The sequence below is a fragment of the Candidatus Thiothrix putei genome, from assembly GCA_029972225.1.
Taxonomy (GTDB): Bacteria; Pseudomonadota; Gammaproteobacteria; order Thiotrichales; family Thiotrichaceae; genus Thiothrix; species Thiothrix putei.
In genome coordinates this window covers 329,414-346,960 of sequence record CP124756.1, presented here as the reverse complement: position 1 = coordinate 346,960, position 17,547 = coordinate 329,414, and the positions used below count along the sequence as shown (strand labels likewise).

Sequence of the window (17,547 nt, the reverse complement as noted above, 5' to 3'; positions counted from 1 at the left end):
ATATCATGAAGTTCAATACTAGTATTTATCAAGTTGCAGGAGTATTTACTCTGATGACATTAGTGCCAGCAGCTTTTGCCGGTCAAGTCACGGCTCCCGGCATTACATGCCAGTCATATAACGCTGCAAGTGGCAATATTTTAGTAGAAGAGAAGAATGGCTGGAAAAACCAGAGTACTACGTATAGTTCCATGTTAGTCTGCCCTGTTGTGGCGGATTTAGACAATTTAGCTACTAGTTCGCTTAGGGTTAATGTCTATAAATCCGGCAATGCTTTTGTACCTTGCACGGTAGTCCGTCAAAGTGCTAATGGTACACGTAACATCGTATCACAAACTTTTTATGCACGGGGCGGAACAGGTGAATATTCACTGACCGTTCCCTCTGTAGCCGCTGCAACAGCGAGTAATACTGATACGATTGTTATTCACTGTGCTCTTCCACAAAATAGCATATTAAGGAGTTATTCTTGGCGTCAATAATCATGTAGTGGGGAAATTAGACTTGCAGGGGAACAGCAATATGCACCGTGATTCTGGATTGGGGAGGATCACTGCCATAAAAACCCACTTCCCCGCCTAACGCCGCGACCCGATGCCGGATACCGTTTACTCCAGTCCCCGCTTGCCAACGCTCAGGCGGGGATATTTTTCCGTCATTGGTAATGATCAGGTGCAACTTATTATTGGATAAAGCAAAACCCACCTCCAACGTCTCTGGTTCGGCGTGCCGCAGCGCGTTGCTAACTGCTTCACGGAGTATCTGCGACACTTGCAGTATCCGGCGTGGGCATAATTGGCAAGCATTCAAGCGCTCATCCTGCCGCCAACGTAACCTGACTGCTGCGGCTTCGGCTCGCCCGGCAATTTCTGCCCGCCAATCCGCAATATTATCCACCAGTTTGGTCGGGCTGGCTTGCTGCGATAATCGCACGGTTTCCCGTAAAGTTATCAGTGCCTGCCGCACATCCTCACGGTGCGTTGCATCCGGTAGCTTATGGCTCAGGGTTAGCAGTTTTGCACCAACACTGTCATGCAGATCGTGCATTATGCGCCGCCGCTCTTCCAGAATAGCCTGCTGGCGGGTTTCGCTGGCATTGCTAGCCATCCGTGCCACCGTTAGCAGCGAATCGGTATGTTTCGCATCGGTTTTATTAAACAGCCGTGCCGCCCGTTGTTTACCGGTCAGTTGCATCCGGTAGCTTATGGCTCAGGGTTAGCAGTTTTGCACCAACACTGTCATGCAGATCGTGCATTATGCGCCGCCGCTCTTCCAGAATAGCCTGCTGGCGGGTTTCGCTGGCATTGCTAGCCATCCGTGCCACCGTTAGCAGCGAATCGGTATGTTTCGCATCGGTTTTATTAAACAGCCGTGCCGCCCGTTGTTTACCGGTCAAACGCCACGCATGTTGGTTGCCAAGACTAGGCACATCGAGGTGCAGACCATTGTCTGACAAATTGGTAGTGGTAACGGTGGAAGACAACTTTTCGATATGCAAAGGAAGGAAGCGCTGCTGCAAGGATTCCTGCCAACGTTGTTCAAAGTTTTCTTTAGAGAGCGCATCACCAAGATTGCTGCTTAAAGCGGGCAGAAAATCACTGAGATTCTGGCGCTCCATTGGAATAATCTTATCCAATAGCCATTGGCGTAGCGGAAAATACAAAAAGCCCGCAATAATGACCGACATTGCCAGCACATAATCACCCCGCAGTTGCAGCAATGTCATTAACGCCACGTCAATACCCGCGACCAGCAAGCCCCCCACAATCCACAGCATGGACTTTAGCCACCAGAATTCAATCGCAAACAGCCGATAGCGCAGAATCCCCACCCCAAGCCCTATCGCCATGAGGTTAAACAGCAATAGCGCCGAAATATTGCCAACAATCGGCGGCTTACCCAGCAGAATAGGGAAAACATGCAATGCAATAATAATGGCATTTGGCAACATAAAAGCTGCCGCGAGAACATGCAGGCTCGCCCGTTCCACCGGCTGACGGCGCGTCTGGTGCATTTGCAGGGCAATAATGCCCAACACGATCACGTACAAAAATGGGTACTGTATGTAAAAAATATGCCCCGGCGTTTCAATCCAACCGTAGTGATAATTGGCGGTGGAGAACGCCGTAAAGCCCATAACCAGCCAGAACAACCACAGCCCGCGCACCAAAGGTTTGGGCAGATCACACAGAATGACCAGAATCAGCGTAGCGGCAAAGTTAATGCCAGTCGCTTGCAGCAGCAAATTCTGCCGCAATGCGCCCGGTTCCATATAAAATTCCGTGGCAATAACCCCAGCGCCGCTGACCGCAAAAACGTAGTACAGCAAGCTATGCAGCAGTAAAAACAGGGATGCTTTTTGATAAGGGCGGTATGTCCAGACCAACGCTCCCACCAACGGCGAAATCATGTTTGCAAGGCACAACAACCAAAACACAGCGGGGATAGCAGTAACGGGGGTACGTGCAGCGGGTGTCAGCGAAACGGTTTTGCCCGTCGTGGTCACAAAAGTCACCTGAGCATGTTGGGTAAAGGCTTGGTGCAGGGTTTGCTGTTGCTGATAAAAATCTGCCCGCTGTGCGAATGTCGCGGGGGAAAGTGGTGCATAACCGTTCAGCAATGGCTTGATCTGTAGCAGCTTCCCATCGACTTGCAGGCCAAGTAAGGTTTCACCGGCGGCGAGTTTTCCAGAGGCTGGGGAATTGGCACTGATGGATTTGATTAGCAGCGTATCCGCAGGCGTGGAAGTGACCCGGATACCCGTCCACTGTTGTTGGGTCAATAGGTAAGCGGAAGTCATCTGGGTGACGGCAATGAATAACAATACTGCCAGCAACATATTGGCTGGGGCAATGATGGGTTTGGATGGCAGCCAATTCAAACAAGCAACCTCAGAAATCTGTCTTGACCAGCCCCATGCGGCAAGCCTCTACTGCCGCTTCGGCGCGGCTGGATATATTGAGCTTCTGGTACACATCACGGATATACCGCGCTACGGTATTGGTAGAAAGCCCCAATAATTCAGCCACATCACCACGGCTCAGCCCCTTGGCGACTAATATTAGCACTTCGCGTTCGCGGGGGCTTAGACTCGCCACGTCGCTGCGATTAACAGCGGAATGCTGATTATCCGGTGTGCTATGAGCGCTTCCGGCTGCCGAGAAATACTGCAATATGCGCCGCGATATACTCGGTGACAGCGGCGGATCGCCACTGAGAATACCGCGTAATTTCTGGATAAATACCCGCTCAGACGAGTCTTTCAGCAAATAGCCATGTGCGCCTGCTTGCACAGCTTGGAGGATATGCTCCTCATCATCAAAAATGGTCGTGATAACAATATAGGCATTGGGGTAATGCTGATGCACACCCGCCACTAAGTCGATACCGCTACCGTCGGGCAAGTTAATGTCTAGTAGTGCTAAGTTTATGCTGACCTTGCCTAATAGTTGCCGCGCCTGTTGACAGGTAGTCGCCACATTGAGGTGTACCTCGCCAAAAGCTTGTTGCAGGACAGCACCTAGCCATTCAGCAGTTTCAGGGACATCTTCCACAATCAGCACATGTTGCATGGCGACTTCCTTTTCTATAAACACCCAACAAGCCGTAATGCTGAGCGTGATAATCCATGTTACCCGTACATAACTACTTTAGCAGGTTCAACAGGTTTATGTTTCGTAAATTCCAGCAAACACCTTGTCACCAGCCCTGCTTAAACTTGTCGATCAACCGCCGCTCCCGCTTATCCGGCTTATGCACCCTGACATTCACCCCGTGCAAACGCCGCTCTTCCATCACCGCTTCGCGCTGCTCGCGGTGATGTTCCGACTCGGCATACAGCAAACGGGCCTCACTGGCCGGGCGGCGCTGTTCATTCAAACCTTGCACAGTAATCGTCCAAGTTTCAAAGCCCTTTTTGATACGCAGCTTGTCACCGATACGCACTTGCCGCGAGGGTTTAACACGCTCCTCATTCACCTGCACATGCCCGCCATCAATGGCTTCCACTGCCAGCGGACGGGTTTTGAAAAACCGCGCTGCCCACAACCATTTATCAATGCGTTGGCTTACATTTTCTTCTTCAGCGGCCATGTAACGACCCTATCCTCCCAATCTTCTTCCTTCACCTCGGCGGCGTAAGTGAAACGCCCGATCACCGATTGCTTCATGCGGTGAATGCTTTGTTTATCGCCCGACACCAGATGATGCCAGGACGGCAAGTTTTTCCCCTCATGCAACAAACGGTAGGCGCAACTCGGCGGCATCCAATACAGCTCATCCAAATTATCCGGCGTTAAATGCAAACAATCCGGCACCAGGGTTTCACGATTCGGGTAATCTTTGCAATGGCAGGTCGTGCCATCCAGTAAATCGCACGCCACATCGGTGTAATACACCGTGCTGTCTTCCTCGTCTTCCAGCTTAATCAGGCAGCATTTGGCGCAATGGTCGCAAATGCTCTCCCATTCCGCCTCATTCATCTCGGCAAGGCTCTTTTGTTTCCACCAAGGCGGGGTGCGGGCTTCACTTGTCATTGTACGGTTTCGTCTCCAGCAATCCCTGTTTCATCGCGGCGTAATCGTGTTGATTAGTGTAATAAAGAATCTCTTTACCGTCAGTATTCATCAAAATTGCCAAGCCTTTGCTGGGGTAAAACCAGTAGTCGATTCCCGCCTGCAACGAGGCGGCGCGTTCCGCCGGTTCGCCAAAGCGTGCTACCACGATTTCAGGCTCGTAATTGATGACCGGCATATAAATTAAGCGCTGCACCCGCAAATCGTTGGCAATTTTCACATCCGCTTCCGCCATCGTGTATTTCCATTGCCCGCTTGCCATGCCTTCACGCTTGGTATTGTTGGTTTGGAAACTGTCAAACTGCGCAGGTGTGGCTTGCAATTCAGCAATAATTTGGGCTTCAAACAAACCGAGGCGTTGTGTGCCGAAATAGGCTTCGAGGGTACGCTTACCGCTTTCGTGCGCAAATACCGCTATTTCCGGGAAGCTGTGCAAGCGTTCGATCACATCCTTCAGCGTGGCCTTGCCAATGTCCAAGTGGAACACTTGCGGATTGCCTTCGGCACTGAGGGTGACTTGCCAAGGCAAATCTTCGGGGTGTTGGGGGGAAGAGTCGCAGCCGGTCATGCCAAGAGTCAGGGCAAGTAGGCTACTCAATATCAGTGTGTGTTTCATGTACCATCTTCTCAATCACGAACGCTCATTATAACGCCCCCACGCTTACACATACCACTCCTCACTCTCCCCCTGCTCCACCAGCAAATCCACCATCTCCAACACGTATTGCTTGAGGTACTTGTTTTTCATCCACGCCACGCGGGTCGTCGACACAGGCAGCAACTGCGACAAATCCCGCAGCACCAAATCGTCGTCGTGAATATGCGAATACGCCATTTTCGCAATAATCCCCGCGCCAAACCCCAACCGCACGTAGCTAATAATCACATCCGTATCGGTCGCTGCAAAGGTCACATCCAATTCCAACCCCGCACTGCGAAACGTTTCATGGATTTTGGAACGCCCCGTAAACCCGAAAATGTAGGTCAGCACCGGATGCGCCGCAATGCGTGCCAACGTCAGCTTACTCCACGGGCGTGCCCTGCAAAAAATGAATCGCCACATCGGGATAACGCTGGCGAAATTCCAACATCACTTCGGGTAAAAAATACTTGGCTTGGGTATGCGTGGTGGCAATGCGAATTTCACCACGGGTTTGCAGGCGGTAATCGCCCGCCACCGCACGGATGTTTTCCAGCGACTGCTCGATATGGTCGAGTTCTTGCACAATCGCTTTGCACACGGGCGTTGCCTCAACCAGCCGTTTGCCTTTGCGCTCGAACAGCGGCATCCCCAGCTCTTCTTCCAGCAAGCCCAGTTGGCGGCTGACGGCGGATTGCACAATGTAATGCTGATCCGCTGCCCGCGACACGTTCATGCCGTTATTCAGCAGCGTTTTGAGTAAGCGTAGTTGGAACAGTTTCATGCTTTATCGCTTTTTAAGATAACTATGCCCGCATTTTTTGCTTAATCCCGGCTAAAAATCCCGTTAGAGGTAATCGCCACCTCATTCACCCAACGGCTGGAAGTTTTGCCAACACAAGCCTCAACCTTTTTACCATCTAACAGTTGCGCTTCCACACTATAACCTCGCCCCGGCTCATGGTTTAACGTAATTATGCGAGTTTCGTCCGCTCGTAATTGGGTTAACAATATTTTTTCTTGGCTGAGATCATTTCCATGTTCAATTTTGAGCAAGGGAATCGTTTCACCGCGCATATTGGTAATTTCCACAAACAGCGGGCGACCGGGGTATTGCTGACCACACCAAAGCTGCATTCCCAACATGCCAAGCAATAAACCTACACCACTACTCAGCAACACATGCTTCATCGTAAACACCATGGTCAACACCTGTAACAGACTAAAGGTACATCATCGCGGACAAGTCTTTAGGTGACATTGAGATCGGTCAATTGTGTTTATTAACAAGTTCTAATATACTCAGTGCGCTTAGAATACGTAAATTTAACCACCTGATAGATAAAGAAGGAACACCCATGACTCTTAGTAACGCCATTCAAGTTTTCGCTGGCATCATGATTTTAGTCGCGCTGATTCTGGGTGCGACTGTCTCCGAAGCCGTTGGCTTCTGGTTGATGGTATTTATTGCGGTTAACCTGATTCAATCCGCTTTCACCGGCTTCTGCCCAGCGGCAATGGTATTGAAGAAACTGCCTTTCATCAAAGCCTAAGCTAATTCACCGGCAGGGTGAACGAAAACGTTGCACCCTGCTCCGGTTCGGATTCGACCCACAACCGCCCGCCATGTGCTTCAATAATTGAACGGCATAACGACAAACCAATCCCCATCCCCTGCGAACCTTTAGTAGTTACGAACGCATCAAATACCCGTTGTTTGAGTTCCGCATCCATGCCAGGGCCAGTATCCGAAATATCCACTTGCACCATACCCTGCTGATTCATAAAGCTCTTAACCAATATCTGGCGGCGGTGACTTTGCGTTGCCTGCATCGCATCCAATGCGTTACGCACAATGTTTAAGATAACCTGTTGAATCTGAATACTATCTAGCGGAATATCTGGCACGGTATCATCCAATTCCAATAACAACGGCACACTAAACTTATTCGCATCGACTTTACTGAGTTGCAAGGCTTCGTGGATAACCTGCTCCAAACACGCGCTAACCTTATGCGGCGGCTGTTTACGCACCAACGCCCGCATCTTACGAATAATTTCTGAGGCACGTAAGGCTTGTTGCTGAATCGCTTGCAAAGGCTCTTGCAAACGCTGCGTATTCTCCCCTGACGTAATCAACCGTTGGCAAGCACTTGCATAATTCGCCACGGCTGCCAACGGTTGATTAAGTTCGTGCGAAATACCGGAAGCCATTTCCCCCAAGGTATTCAAACGCACCATTTGATCGAGATCTGCTTGGTGTTGACGCACTTCTTCCTGCGCCCGCGTCCGTAACACTTCTTCGTGATCCAAACGGCAAGCAAGGCGAATCACGATCAAGACAATCGCCATCACCATCACCGATGCCAACAACGATTCCACTTGTGTATGGGTGAGCTTACCGTGCTCAACCTGACCCCACAGTACCGGCAACCAGCCCAGCAGCGGTGGGAATAAAGCCATGAGGAACATCACTTGTCGCGCTACAACGCCACCCGAAGCCTCACTCACCATAATGCGAAAAAAACCTTTTTCCACTTTAGCCAAAACAATCCCCCACCCCACCAAAGCAAATGCTGTCGCCGTGAGTAGCCCCATTCCTGCCTCACCCGTGAATACCTTAAACATATCTTCTTGATGAGCAAAACCAAAAAAGACACCTACCAACAACATGACACTGAAGAAAGCGGCCCATTGCGCTACATTAATCAATAACGGGCGCTCCAAACTGAGGAAAAACAAACCAATACTAGTCAGAATAAACGCTATCGCTGTTTGCAGAGAGTCTTTATCTACAGACAAATTCAGCAACGCTAAGGGTGCTAAACCTTGATCCAGCAACATATCAGGAACACTGTGCCAATAGCTCAGTAACATCAGCAAGCCCAAACCAATCCCCCCCATAGCCAGTAGTCGCCCGCCAATGCGTCGCCATGCCGATGGTTTTTCTGGCTGCAACAAAAACAACGTTGCACCAGTAAACATAAAGGAAAAAGCTGCCCCTGGTGTCATTAGCGGCAAATTATCTTCAACACGATACAACGCGGGTATTTGATTGAACCACCCCACCAACACCAATACACCGAGCAATATCACACTCAGTGCCGCTAGATGAGCCAAACGATGTAACAACGCCAAATGATGTTTTGTATGCATAGTTAAAAGTATATAAGAAACGCCCAGATAGCGGATACTATCCGCTCCTGCTATTCATCTGATGACCAATGGTGTCATTTTTAATTCTTACTATTGATAATTCTAATTTTAGCCAACCGTCATCTTAGGTTATAACCGAAAAATGTCGACAATTTTGTTTATTTTCTTAGAGGATCGTAACGAATGGGCAACAGGATTCCGGTTAACGGCTTGCAAGTGTCAACACTTTTACATAACTTCGTAAACCAGCAAGCACTACCAGGTACAGGCATCAGTGCAGAAGATTTTTGGGCAGGGCTGGCAGACATTGTTACCCGCTTTGCACCACGTAACCGCGAACTGCTGGCAAAACGTGATGAAATACAAGCTAAAATCGACGCATGGCACATCGCTAACCGCAATCAATTTGATTTCACCGCTTACAAAGCATTTTTACAAGAGATTGGTTATTTGCTCCCAGAAGGTGAAGCCTTTAACGTCACCACGACCAATATTGATGCGGAAATCACCCAAACGGCGGGAGCGCAATTGGTTGTGCCTGTCATGAATGCCCGTTTTGCCCTGAATGCCGCCAATGCTCGCTGGGGCAGCTTGTATGACGCACTGTACGGCACGGATGCGATTCCATCCACTGATGGCGCAGAAGCAGGCAAAGCCTACAATCCAGTGCGCGGCAAAAAAGTCATTGCGTTTGCTCGCAACTTCCTCGACGAAGCCGCACCACTGTCCTTCCTCTCACATCATCAGGCCAGCAACTATCGCGTTGATGAAAGCGGCCTGTTAATGGTCGATATGCTCGGTGGCTCTGTCGTGGCATTACGTGATAGTAACCAATTTGTCGGCTATCGCGGCAATCCCGATACACCTTCTGCCATCTTGTTGCGTAACAACGGCTTGCACTTTGAAATCCAGATCGACCGTAACGGCATGATTGGCAAAGAAGATGCCGCAGGCGTCAACGACATTCTTATGGAAGCCGCCCTCACCACCATTATGGACTGCGAAGATTCCGTCGCCGCCGTCGATGATATCGATAAAGTGCTGATTTACACCAACTGGCTCGGCTTGATGAAAGGCGATTTGACCGAACAAGTCAGCAAAGGCGGCAAAACCTTTACCCGCGCAATGAACCCTGACCGAGAATACACCGCTGCTCACGGTGGTACAGTTTCCCTGCCCGGTCGTAGCCTGCTATTTGTGCGCAACGTTGGTCACTTGATGACTAACCCTGCGATTCTAGATCAGGCTGGCAATGAAATCCCCGAAGGTATTCTTGATGGTTACATGAGCGCCATGATTGCGATTCATAACCTCAACGGCAGTGCAAAGTTCAGCAATTCGCGCACCGGCTCGGTGTACATCGTAAAGCCGAAAATGCACGGCCCTGAAGAAGTCGCCTTCACCAATGACCTGTTCGACAGCATCGAAGACGCACTCAAACTGCCCCGCCATACCCTAAAAGTTGGCATTATGGATGAAGAGCGCCGCACCACGGTGAATTTGAAAGAATGCATCCGTGCCGCCAAGGAGCGCGTGGTCTTCATCAACACCGGCTTCTTGGATCGGACGGGCGATGAAATGCACACCTCTATGGAAGCAGGCCCGATGATCCGCAAAAATGACATGAAGTCATCCGCGTGGATTCAAGCTTACGAAAACTGGAACGTCGACATCGGTTTGGAATGCGGCTTGCCGGGTCATGCACAAATCGGCAAAGGCATGTGGGCAATTCCCGATCAAATGGCAAACATGCTGGCAACCAAAATCGGGCATCCACTGGCGGGCGCAAATACAGCGTGGGTTCCATCCCCCACCGCTGCTGCCTTACATGCATTGCATTACCACAAGGTCAATGTATTTGCGCGTCAGGAAGAGCTGAAAAGCCGTCCGCGTGCCAATATTGACGACATTCTCACCATTCCGGTAGCAGCAAATCCGAATTGGAGCACGGAAGAAATCCAGCAGGAACCGGACAATAATGCGCAAGGTATCCTCGGTTACGTGGTGCGCTGGGTTAACCAAGGCGTGGGCTGTTCCAAAGTGCCGGATGTGAATGACGTGGGTTTAATGGAAGACCGTGCCACCTTGCGCATTTCCAGCCAGCACATGACGAACTGGTTACACCACGGCATTTGCACCGAGGCGCAAGTGATGGAAGCCTTTAAGCGCATGGCAACGAAAGTGGATGCGCAAAATGCAGGCGACCCAACTTACACCAACATGAGCGGCAACTTCAACAAGAGCGTCGCGTTCAAAGCCGCTTGTGATTTGGTGTTCAAAGGGCGCGAACAACCCAACGGCTATACTGAACCGCTGCTGCACAAATACCGTGCAGAAGCCAAAGTCGCGCTATTTTTCTAACAGTACCTGACATAAAAAAAGCCGCCCAGTAGGACGGCTTTTTTACTGAATCACAACGAATTAGTTACCACTACGCACCAGTCTGACGTAGTTGTAGCTAGCACTATGCCATTGCGCACGGTTGCCGGTTTTTAAACTGAAGCTGACACCCGCGTGCTGAGCAGCATTTGCTGAATTTACATCAGAAGCCCAGTAACCACGTACTGAGCTACCTTGTGTTTCAGGGTCAAATGACGTACTGCCTAAATCAGCATAAATATAGGGGGCTGCTGTTTTGCTGGCATCAATCAAGCCTAACAATTCACTTGTTGTGGGCAATCGCCAGTTTTGGTAGCCACACAACCCTGCCGCATTCACTGCATTGATATAGTCTTGGGTATCACAGTTGATTAACCCCGTAGCCGATTGACAACGACCATTTACATTCGTCGCTGCTGCACCTGAAGCCACGGCTTTTGTTCCCACAACACCGCCTGAAGTTGAGCGCCACTCATAGCCAAAATCTTTGTCACGGAAAGTAGGCGTTTGATTCGCAGCCTCATCGGTTTTTACTTCCCACGTTAATCCAGTCACATTGTCCTTAACGCAACCCACGGTGTCGATGCCGCCTGCAACATAAGGCGCACCACTCAGGTTGTATTTTGTGAAGGTTTTGGGCGTAGCTGTAGTACCACCCGTAGTAGTGGTAGTATTGGTAGGAGCGGCAGTATTAGGGACTTCAGCATTTTGTGAGGCAGAATCGCCGCCACCGCCGCAAGCACTCAGCAGCGCCATAGTAGAAAAAGATAAAGTAATTAATGCGCTTTTCACGCCCGTTTTGAAGGTTACGTTTGCATTCATAGTAGGTGACACCCCATATAATTAAAAAGAGTAACCCTATATAACATAAATCCAAATAATATCATAGGAGAAATTGATCGACACATGCATATTATCGTTTAATGATATATCCATCGTTTGCAGCAAGAAAATTAGCAAATACCGCAGAAAAATCGTCCACCACCGAGGTTTTAACCGCATCCAGCGCCAATAATGCATCACTCCACGCTTGCATCCGCTTACTGAGTGGAAGCTCCAAACCATGCTCCTGCTTCAACAATGTCAGTCGCATGAATAAAGGTGCATACACGCAATCCACCAAATGAAAAGCTTGCCCCGCAAAGTACGGCAACTCTGGCGACAACATCGTATCCAAACGTTGTAAACCTTGCTGTAAAGCATCACGTGCCTCGTTAAAACCCGTTTCATCTTTCGCGGTCAACATACGGAATTGACGCCCCAATAATTCTGAGCAAAACTCAATCCAAGCACGATGCTGTGCCCTCTCCAAAGGCGTAGCGGGGTGCAGTGCAGGCGGATACACCTCATCCAGATATTCAAGAATAACGGCTGATTCAAACAATGGCGTACCATCTACCAGCAATACAGGCACTTTGCCCAAGGGAGAAATAGCCTTAAACCAATCGGGTGGCTCATGAGGATTGATATGCGTTAAGGTATAAGTCACACGCTTCGCATTCAACGCGATCACAGAACGCTGCACGAATGGGCAAACTTTAAAACTAATGAGTTCCAACTTAGCAGATTGAGACATAGGCAACACTTCCTTAAAGCAACAGCAATAAGTCGCACTATACACGAATCTATGTGAAAAATGAGCAGAGGAGCTGTCTTGCAAAAGGAAGCCCGCTAACAGCAGGCTAAAGGGTAATTGAAAATGAAGTGGTGGCCGGAGACGGAATCGAACCGCCGACACGGGGATTTTCAATCCCCTGCTCTACCAACTGAGCTATCCGGCCACAGAGGGCGTAATTAAAGCGTTTTGATGTGTCCTTGTCAAGCACTAATATTTACGTTTTTTCTGCTACACTTCAACGCATCCATTGCAACCAACCGAAAATGCCCTCACACCTATGGATTCACACGGTCTACTGTTATTTCTTCTCTGGCTAGCTCTAGCAGTAGGCATTATTCTGTTTGTACGCTGGCTCAGCCATTTTTTAAGCAAGTTCAAACTACCCAATGATACACGGCTCCTTATCCTGATTGCGTTTACAGGCACATTGGTCATTGCTGCTCTAAACTTCCTTTGGAAACAAGGAGACAAACAACCCGCGCCCCCCGTCACTACCGATGGTACTGCAAGCACTCAACCACCTAAAACCGGACTTGATCTAGACACTTACGAAAGTACGGCCTATCCCGCGCTCTACGGCTTACGGCAGGATATGCTCAAACAAATAGCCGATTTGCACACATTTTTTGGTAACGTGAGGCAATGGGCTGAACACATGCCGGAGCAACGCCGCTTCCTGCAAACGATTATCGACATCCGCTGGGAGCAACAGCAACAATTACGTAAAGCCTATCAAGAAATTGACCGCAGCCGCCGTGCGTTTTGGCTGCACTACCATACCGGCGAAGACCGACACGTCCGCAAAATGTTTGATGAAGAGGCATTACGCTTACAAAAACGTATCCAGAATGCCTTAGGCGACAGCCGCGCATTCCAATTGGAAGAAGCTGATGCCATCCGCGAGCACCTGCGTAAAGCCGGTGAAAATCTTAAAGCCGCGATACTACCTAAGCCCAAAAAAGGGCAAACGCGTGCCGACCAGTTCGCGCCTTATAGTGATCATAATCGCCAAGTACTGCTGGAAACGCTCACACGCAAACAAGAAAACAGCATTCTACCCAATCTCAATAAGTTGCAGCAGGAAGAAGCTCAAATACGCTCAAAACTCGCTTATATGCTTGAATATCAAAAGGTTAATACCGACTTGCAGCAAGAAGTTAACCAACTCATCCTAGCTTGGAATGACGCATTGATTTACAATCAATACGCACAATACCGGCTACTGTTTGCGACAGAAACACTCGAAACGGCTCTGCTCCTTAACACCCTCCCCGACAATCGGGATTACGCCTGGTTACTCAAGCAATTACGGGAACTTGCCCCAACGGTATTAGCGCAAGCCGAGGCAGAACGCGATGTCGCCGCTTATAGCTATAACCCGGACATTGAGCAGCGTTATCGCAAACCACGTTGATCACTCAGGGGCGCTCATCCCTATAGAAGTCGTCATCATCCTCGTCATCTGCCATGACTGGCTGTTCACGCTCACGAGCAGGCGTTGGGGCCGGCTTTTTCTCTTCCGCTGATTTAGCTTCATGCGCAAACAGCCCCGTGTGCAAACTGTGCGTCATGTCATTGAGTGAGCCACCTTTCAAACCCACTTCGCCCAACAAGCTTTCAATCAACGGTACTTGCGCCCGGTAACGCAAAGCACTGTCCACCACTTGCTCAGCAAGGTTACTGCCCGCGCCGCCACCGTTATTATTGCCGTTGCCTGCATCACCGCTATTGTTACCACCACCCGCACCACTGCGCCCGATGGCATTATTTAAACCGTCGATGTGCATGATTTTGATGCCCTCGATATTTTCCATCGGGCGGACACTTTCGCGAATAATATTCGGCAATTGCCGCACAATTTCCATTTTAACCTGCATCGCAATCTGGTCGTTGGAAAGCAGGTTGGAGGCTTCATTCAACGCTTTCTTACCCGCTGCTTCGACTTCGTAGCGCAATTGTGCTGCCAATGCTGCCATTTTTTCCACATCGGCATTGGCTTCAGCAATAATCACTTGGCGACGTGCTTCTTTTTCAGCACTGATGATTTCCACAATGCGGGAACGTTCGGCTTCAGCGCGTTCGCGGGCGGTGCGGATTTCTTCGGAAATCTTCTCGAATTCGGCTTTGACCTTGTTGGTTTCGATCCACGCCTGCGATACGTCACGCTCCAAGGTGGCTTGCTGGATATTCATCGACTGCTGGGCGCGTTCGATCAGAATTTCCTTTTCGATATTGATTTCTTCGATTTTGCGCTGGGTTTCGGCTTCGTTTTCGGCTTTTTGGCGCTTGCGTTCATTTTGCGCCACGACTTCCTTGTATTCCATCTCTTCTTTTTTGATGGTGGCTTCGAGGTTACGCTGCTTAATCGCCACCGCCGTTTCTTGCTCAATATTATTGCGGCGCTTAGCGTTGTCGGAGGTCACTTGCTCCAAAATACTCAAGCCTTTGGCGTCGAAGGCATTGTTGGGGTCGAAGTATTTTTTGTCGGTTTGGTCAAGACCCGTAAGGGATACCGATACCAGTTCCAAACCGTTTTTGTGGAATTCGGCATTCACTGCCTCTTCTACGTTGTGCTCGAACGCGGCACGTTTTTGGTGCAATTCGTCCAGCTCCATGCCTGAGGCAACCGAACGTAGCGCGGCAACACATGGCGCTTCAAACACCTCTCTGATCGCCTCCTGATCCAAGGTACGTAACCCCAGAGCGCGAGCGGCAGTACTGATCGCTTCGGGACGAGCCTCCACCCGCAGGAAGAATTCAGCGGTTACATCCACCCGTAACGGGTCTTTCGTGACCAGTGCCTGCTCCATTTCACGGGTAATTTCAATTTTCAGGGTTTGCATATTAATCGGCATCACCTCGTGGATGACAGGCAGCACAAATGCACCACTGCCAAGAATCACTTTTTCCCCGCCCAAGCCCGTGCGCACAAACGCGGTATCTTTTTTAGCACGTTTGTAAAAAGCAGAGAAAAAGGCCGCCCCGAAGATCGCGAGTACCAAAATACCCAGCGATAGGTAAACGTAGATAGTCCATTCCATGTGCTTCCACCCAAGTGTGTTCGATTGCGATAGGGAGAGTATACGCAATATCTTGAAATAACGCTGGAAACCCTTCAAGAGCCGATTAAGCCACCGTTATGCTTAATAAAACTATATTATGAATCAAATAAAGACAATGGGCTTGCAATACCAATGATTTCGATACGACGCAGGGTACTGATGTTAGGGCTGCAAATCAGCGCCGCAACGTTGTACACCACCAATGCGGTGGCTGAGACAGGTATTACCGCATTAACCTTAGAACAACTGGCGCAACAACAAGCAACACTTACCCAACGCACAAACGCTTATGTTGACAACCTCATTGATGCCACGACGGCTGAAGATGCTGCACCCTCTGCCACTGTTGACACAACACTTGCCGAAGAATCCGCATCCGGCTACCGCACCCTGAACATGGGGATAGACACTCGCCATACCCGCACCGACGCGGGCAACACGCAAACCCGCCAAGCGTTGAATCTGGATGCTTCACGGCAAACCCGCGACTACGGCACTTTCACACTCGATACCCAAGTTACCCAGCAAAACACCAGTGCCAGCACGGAAACGCCCCCAGAAACCCAAGAAATCACCGCGACGCTCTACCAAAATGATTGGCTGCTAAACGACGAATGGCAAATGGACAACACCATCGGGGTGGTGCGTTCCGCTCAAAACAGTTTAATCAGCCAATCCAATAACCTGAGCTTACCGTCACGCACTTACCTTGGCAGCAACAGCCGCATCAGCAATGACAAAACTGAAGTACGCCTCATGCACGGCAAAAAAGGTGAAGTGCTCGACAATGGCGATATAACCACCACCGAACAAGCGGTAACGGGTCTGAGCGTCACCCATCGCCTCAACGAACAATGGGCGGTGGGCGCACAAGGCTGGCAAGCGCAAGATGAAGACGCGCAACAACACCAGGAAGCCACCCTTGCGGTGCAACACACCAACGCATCCGGCAGCCTGCAAACCAAAGCACAAATCCTCACCAACGAAGCCGGTAGTGGCGCGTGGGTTGACACCGAATACCAGCAAGATCGTTTTCGCCATCAAGCGGGCGCTTACGCGCTCGGCGACGGTCTGACGTGGATGGGTGATGACGTAGCCGATAACACCCAAGGCGCTTACTGGCGCATGGGCTACACCCACCCGCGCTACAACACGCATTCCAGCATTGAATGGCAGCAACGCCAAGCCGATACCGCAAGCGGTGACACCCAAGAATTACGCCTTAACCAAAGCCTCAGCTACCAATACGACCGCACCACGCGCACCGGCGGGCAACTGAGCCACACCCAAACGCAAGCGGCTGATGACCGTCAACAAACCCAAGGCAGCGTCTTCGTGTCACGTTCGTGGAGCAACGGGCAAGACAGCCGCTTGCAACTGCGCGTCAGCCACGACCAAGAACCCGACACCACCACCCAAACCCGTGAAATAGACTATTCACATCACTGGTTACTGCCCGCAGCCAACGAGCTTTCTTGGCAAATAAATGCCCGCAATGAACAAGACGAAGCCGAAGATCGCAATACTTACCAAACAGGGCTAGACTGGCAACATCACCTCAGCAATGGTGACAATGTAGGTGCAAACCTCACCCTAAGCAAAGCCAGCTCGTCTGATGATAACCTTGGCACGCACCAAAACTACCGTGCCTTTGCCCGCAAACAACTGAATAGCAAAATAAATCTTGAAGCCAGCATTGAGCAAACACACGACACCGAAGGCAAGCGCGATCAAGGGATAGCCCTTTCCCTGAATTATCAAGACAGTTGGGGCAAACCGTTAGGGCGACGTGACGTTCGCAGTGGCAGTATTCGCGGCGTGGTATTTTTCGACGAAAATAACGACGGACGGCAGCAGCCCCTAGAAAAGAAAGCTGCTAATATTGAGTTGGTGTTGGATGGGCGTACTCCGGTAACAACCGACCAAAACGGTGAGTTCGTGTTTCCCCAAGTGGCAACCGGCGCACATGAGCTGGCGGTAGCGTTTGGTAGCATCCCGTTACCGTGGGAACTTTCCACCAATTTCAATACCAAAGTAACCGTCGGATTGCGGGACACCAGCACCCTCGCCATACCACTGGCAAAGGTAACGGATCAATGACCCAATCCCCAACCTTCT

18 protein-coding genes and 1 tRNA gene are annotated in these 17,547 nt (G+C 50.2%); 5 read left to right on the top strand and 14 right to left on the bottom strand.

The window, feature by feature from the left end:
- Positions 1 to 5 precede the first annotated feature (5 nt).
- Positions 6 to 482 (top strand): hypothetical protein, encoded by a 477-nt coding sequence (locus QJT81_01770; protein WGZ94746.1) that lies wholly within the window; start codon positions 6 to 8, stop codon positions 480 to 482.
- 16 nt (positions 483 to 498) lie between these two features.
- Here QJT81_01770 and QJT81_01765 read toward each other — a convergent pair whose 3' ends face one another.
- From QJT81_01765 to QJT81_01725, 9 genes are all read right to left on the bottom strand, one after another.
- Positions 499 to 1,194 (bottom strand): hypothetical protein, encoded by a 696-nt coding sequence (locus QJT81_01765; protein ID WGZ94745.1) that lies wholly within the window; start codon positions 1,192 to 1,194, stop codon positions 499 to 501.
- Positions 1,178 to 2,881: a hypothetical protein gene (locus tag QJT81_01760; GenBank protein ID WGZ94744.1), complete on the bottom strand. Its 1,704-nt coding sequence runs from the start codon at positions 2,879 to 2,881 to the stop codon at positions 1,178 to 1,180. The genes QJT81_01765 and QJT81_01760 overlap by 17 nt, the downstream gene beginning before the upstream one ends.
- 10 nt (positions 2,882 to 2,891) lie before the next feature.
- Positions 2,892 to 3,572, bottom strand: a complete 681-nt coding sequence (locus tag QJT81_01755; protein WGZ94743.1) for a response regulator transcription factor — start codon at positions 3,570 to 3,572, stop codon at positions 2,892 to 2,894.
- A 127-nt stretch (positions 3,573 to 3,699) separates the two neighbouring features.
- A complete protein-coding gene (locus tag QJT81_01750) occupies positions 3,700 to 4,092 on the bottom strand; it encodes a S4 domain-containing protein (protein WGZ94742.1) in 393 nt (130 codons plus the stop codon).
- A complete protein-coding gene (locus tag QJT81_01745) occupies positions 4,068 to 4,535 on the bottom strand; it encodes a YcgN family cysteine cluster protein (protein WGZ94741.1) in 468 nt (155 codons plus the stop codon). Before QJT81_01745 ends, QJT81_01750 begins: the two co-directional genes overlap by 25 nt.
- Positions 4,525 to 5,190, bottom strand: coding sequence for a hypothetical protein (locus tag QJT81_01740; protein ID WGZ94740.1), 666 nt, complete (start codon positions 5,188 to 5,190; stop codon positions 4,525 to 4,527). Before QJT81_01740 ends, QJT81_01745 begins: the two co-directional genes overlap by 11 nt.
- 45 nt (positions 5,191 to 5,235) lie before the next feature.
- Positions 5,236 to 5,589, bottom strand: coding sequence for a LysR substrate-binding domain-containing protein (locus QJT81_01735; protein WGZ94739.1), 354 nt, complete (start codon positions 5,587 to 5,589; stop codon positions 5,236 to 5,238).
- Positions 5,590 to 5,596: 7 nt separating this feature from the next.
- The gene (locus tag QJT81_01730; GenBank protein ID WGZ94738.1) at positions 5,597 to 5,998 is read right to left on the bottom strand and encodes a LysR family transcriptional regulator; all 402 of its coding nucleotides are present in this window, start codon (positions 5,996 to 5,998) and stop codon (positions 5,597 to 5,599) included.
- Positions 5,999 to 6,039: 41 nt separating this feature from the next.
- A complete protein-coding gene (locus QJT81_01725; GenBank protein ID WGZ94737.1) occupies positions 6,040 to 6,417 on the bottom strand; it encodes a hypothetical protein in 378 nt (125 codons plus the stop codon).
- Positions 6,418 to 6,572: 155 nt separating this feature from the next.
- Here QJT81_01725 and QJT81_01720 point away from each other — a divergent pair, with 155 nt between their 5' ends.
- Positions 6,573 to 6,767 (top strand): DUF2892 domain-containing protein, encoded by a 195-nt coding sequence (locus QJT81_01720; GenBank protein WGZ94736.1) that lies wholly within the window; start codon positions 6,573 to 6,575, stop codon positions 6,765 to 6,767.
- Between the two features lies 1 nt (position 6,768).
- Here QJT81_01720 and QJT81_01715 read toward each other — a convergent pair whose 3' ends face one another.
- Positions 6,769 to 8,370 (bottom strand): ATP-binding protein, encoded by a 1,602-nt coding sequence (locus tag QJT81_01715; protein WGZ94735.1) that lies wholly within the window; start codon positions 8,368 to 8,370, stop codon positions 6,769 to 6,771.
- A 183-nt stretch (positions 8,371 to 8,553) separates the two neighbouring features.
- Here QJT81_01715 and QJT81_01710 point away from each other — a divergent pair, with 183 nt between their 5' ends.
- Positions 8,554 to 10,731 (top strand): malate synthase G, encoded by a 2,178-nt coding sequence (locus QJT81_01710; GenBank protein WGZ94734.1) that lies wholly within the window; start codon positions 8,554 to 8,556, stop codon positions 10,729 to 10,731.
- A 60-nt stretch (positions 10,732 to 10,791) separates the two neighbouring features.
- On the opposite strand, the gene QJT81_01705 is transcribed toward QJT81_01710, so the two are convergent.
- The 3 genes from QJT81_01705 to QJT81_01695 form a co-directional block, all read right to left on the bottom strand.
- Entirely contained in the window at positions 10,792 to 11,571 is a 780-nt protein-coding gene (locus QJT81_01705) for a DUF1566 domain-containing protein (GenBank protein WGZ94733.1), read from the bottom strand.
- A 91-nt stretch (positions 11,572 to 11,662) separates the two neighbouring features.
- Positions 11,663 to 12,325 (bottom strand): glutathione S-transferase family protein, encoded by a 663-nt coding sequence (locus QJT81_01700; GenBank protein WGZ94732.1) that lies wholly within the window; start codon positions 12,323 to 12,325, stop codon positions 11,663 to 11,665.
- A 129-nt stretch (positions 12,326 to 12,454) separates the two neighbouring features.
- Positions 12,455 to 12,530 (bottom strand) — tRNA-Phe (locus QJT81_01695).
- A 114-nt stretch (positions 12,531 to 12,644) separates the two neighbouring features.
- Here QJT81_01695 and QJT81_01690 point away from each other — a divergent pair.
- Entirely contained in the window at positions 12,645 to 13,781 is a 1,137-nt protein-coding gene (locus QJT81_01690) for a hypothetical protein (GenBank protein ID WGZ94731.1), read from the top strand.
- A 4-nt stretch (positions 13,782 to 13,785) separates the two neighbouring features.
- Here the strand turns inward: QJT81_01690 and QJT81_01685 are convergent, their stop codons facing one another.
- Positions 13,786 to 15,408 carry a flotillin domain-containing protein gene (locus QJT81_01685; GenBank protein ID WGZ94730.1) on the bottom strand — a complete coding sequence of 541 codons (1,623 nt, stop codon included), beginning with the start codon at positions 15,406 to 15,408 and terminating at the stop codon, positions 13,786 to 13,788.
- Positions 15,409 to 15,561: 153 nt separating this feature from the next.
- Here QJT81_01685 and QJT81_01680 point away from each other — a divergent pair, with 153 nt between their 5' ends.
- The gene (locus tag QJT81_01680; protein WGZ94729.1) at positions 15,562 to 17,529 is read left to right on the top strand and encodes a hypothetical protein; all 1,968 of its coding nucleotides are present in this window, start codon (positions 15,562 to 15,564) and stop codon (positions 17,527 to 17,529) included.
- The last annotated feature ends 18 nt before the right edge of the window (positions 17,530 to 17,547 follow it).

What these genes read in the sequence shown, in the direction of transcription:
- QJT81_01770 (WGZ94746.1), top strand. Translation starts at nt 6, where the DNA reads ATGAAGTTCAATACTAGTATTTATCAAGTTGCAGGAGTATTTACTCTG.
- QJT81_01765 (WGZ94745.1), bottom strand. Translation starts at nt 1,194, where the DNA reads ATGCAACTGACCGGTAAACAACGGGCGGCACGGCTGTTTAATAAAACC.
- QJT81_01755 (WGZ94743.1), bottom strand. Translation starts at nt 3,572, where the DNA reads ATGCAACATGTGCTGATTGTGGAAGATGTCCCTGAAACTGCTGAATGG.
- QJT81_01750 (WGZ94742.1), bottom strand. Translation starts at nt 4,092, where the DNA reads ATGGCCGCTGAAGAAGAAAATGTAAGCCAACGCATTGATAAATGGTTG.
- QJT81_01745 (WGZ94741.1), bottom strand. Translation starts at nt 4,535, where the DNA reads ATGACAAGTGAAGCCCGCACCCCGCCTTGGTGGAAACAAAAGAGCCTT.
- QJT81_01740 (WGZ94740.1), bottom strand. Translation starts at nt 5,190, where the DNA reads ATGAAACACACACTGATATTGAGTAGCCTACTTGCCCTGACTCTTGGC.
- QJT81_01730 (WGZ94738.1), bottom strand. Translation starts at nt 5,998, where the DNA reads ATGAAACTGTTCCAACTACGCTTACTCAAAACGCTGCTGAATAACGGC.
- QJT81_01725 (WGZ94737.1), bottom strand. Translation starts at nt 6,417, where the DNA reads ATGGTGTTTACGATGAAGCATGTGTTGCTGAGTAGTGGTGTAGGTTTA.
- QJT81_01720 (WGZ94736.1), top strand. Translation starts at nt 6,573, where the DNA reads ATGACTCTTAGTAACGCCATTCAAGTTTTCGCTGGCATCATGATTTTA.
- QJT81_01715 (WGZ94735.1), bottom strand. Translation starts at nt 8,370, where the DNA reads ATGCATACAAAACATCATTTGGCGTTGTTACATCGTTTGGCTCATCTA.
- QJT81_01710 (WGZ94734.1), top strand. Translation starts at nt 8,554, where the DNA reads ATGGGCAACAGGATTCCGGTTAACGGCTTGCAAGTGTCAACACTTTTA.
- QJT81_01705 (WGZ94733.1), bottom strand. Translation starts at nt 11,571, where the DNA reads ATGAATGCAAACGTAACCTTCAAAACGGGCGTGAAAAGCGCATTAATT.
- QJT81_01700 (WGZ94732.1), bottom strand. Translation starts at nt 12,325, where the DNA reads ATGTCTCAATCTGCTAAGTTGGAACTCATTAGTTTTAAAGTTTGCCCA.
- QJT81_01690 (WGZ94731.1), top strand. Translation starts at nt 12,645, where the DNA reads ATGGATTCACACGGTCTACTGTTATTTCTTCTCTGGCTAGCTCTAGCA.
- QJT81_01685 (WGZ94730.1), bottom strand. Translation starts at nt 15,408, where the DNA reads ATGGAATGGACTATCTACGTTTACCTATCGCTGGGTATTTTGGTACTC.
- QJT81_01680 (WGZ94729.1), top strand. Translation starts at nt 15,562, where the DNA reads ATGATTTCGATACGACGCAGGGTACTGATGTTAGGGCTGCAAATCAGC.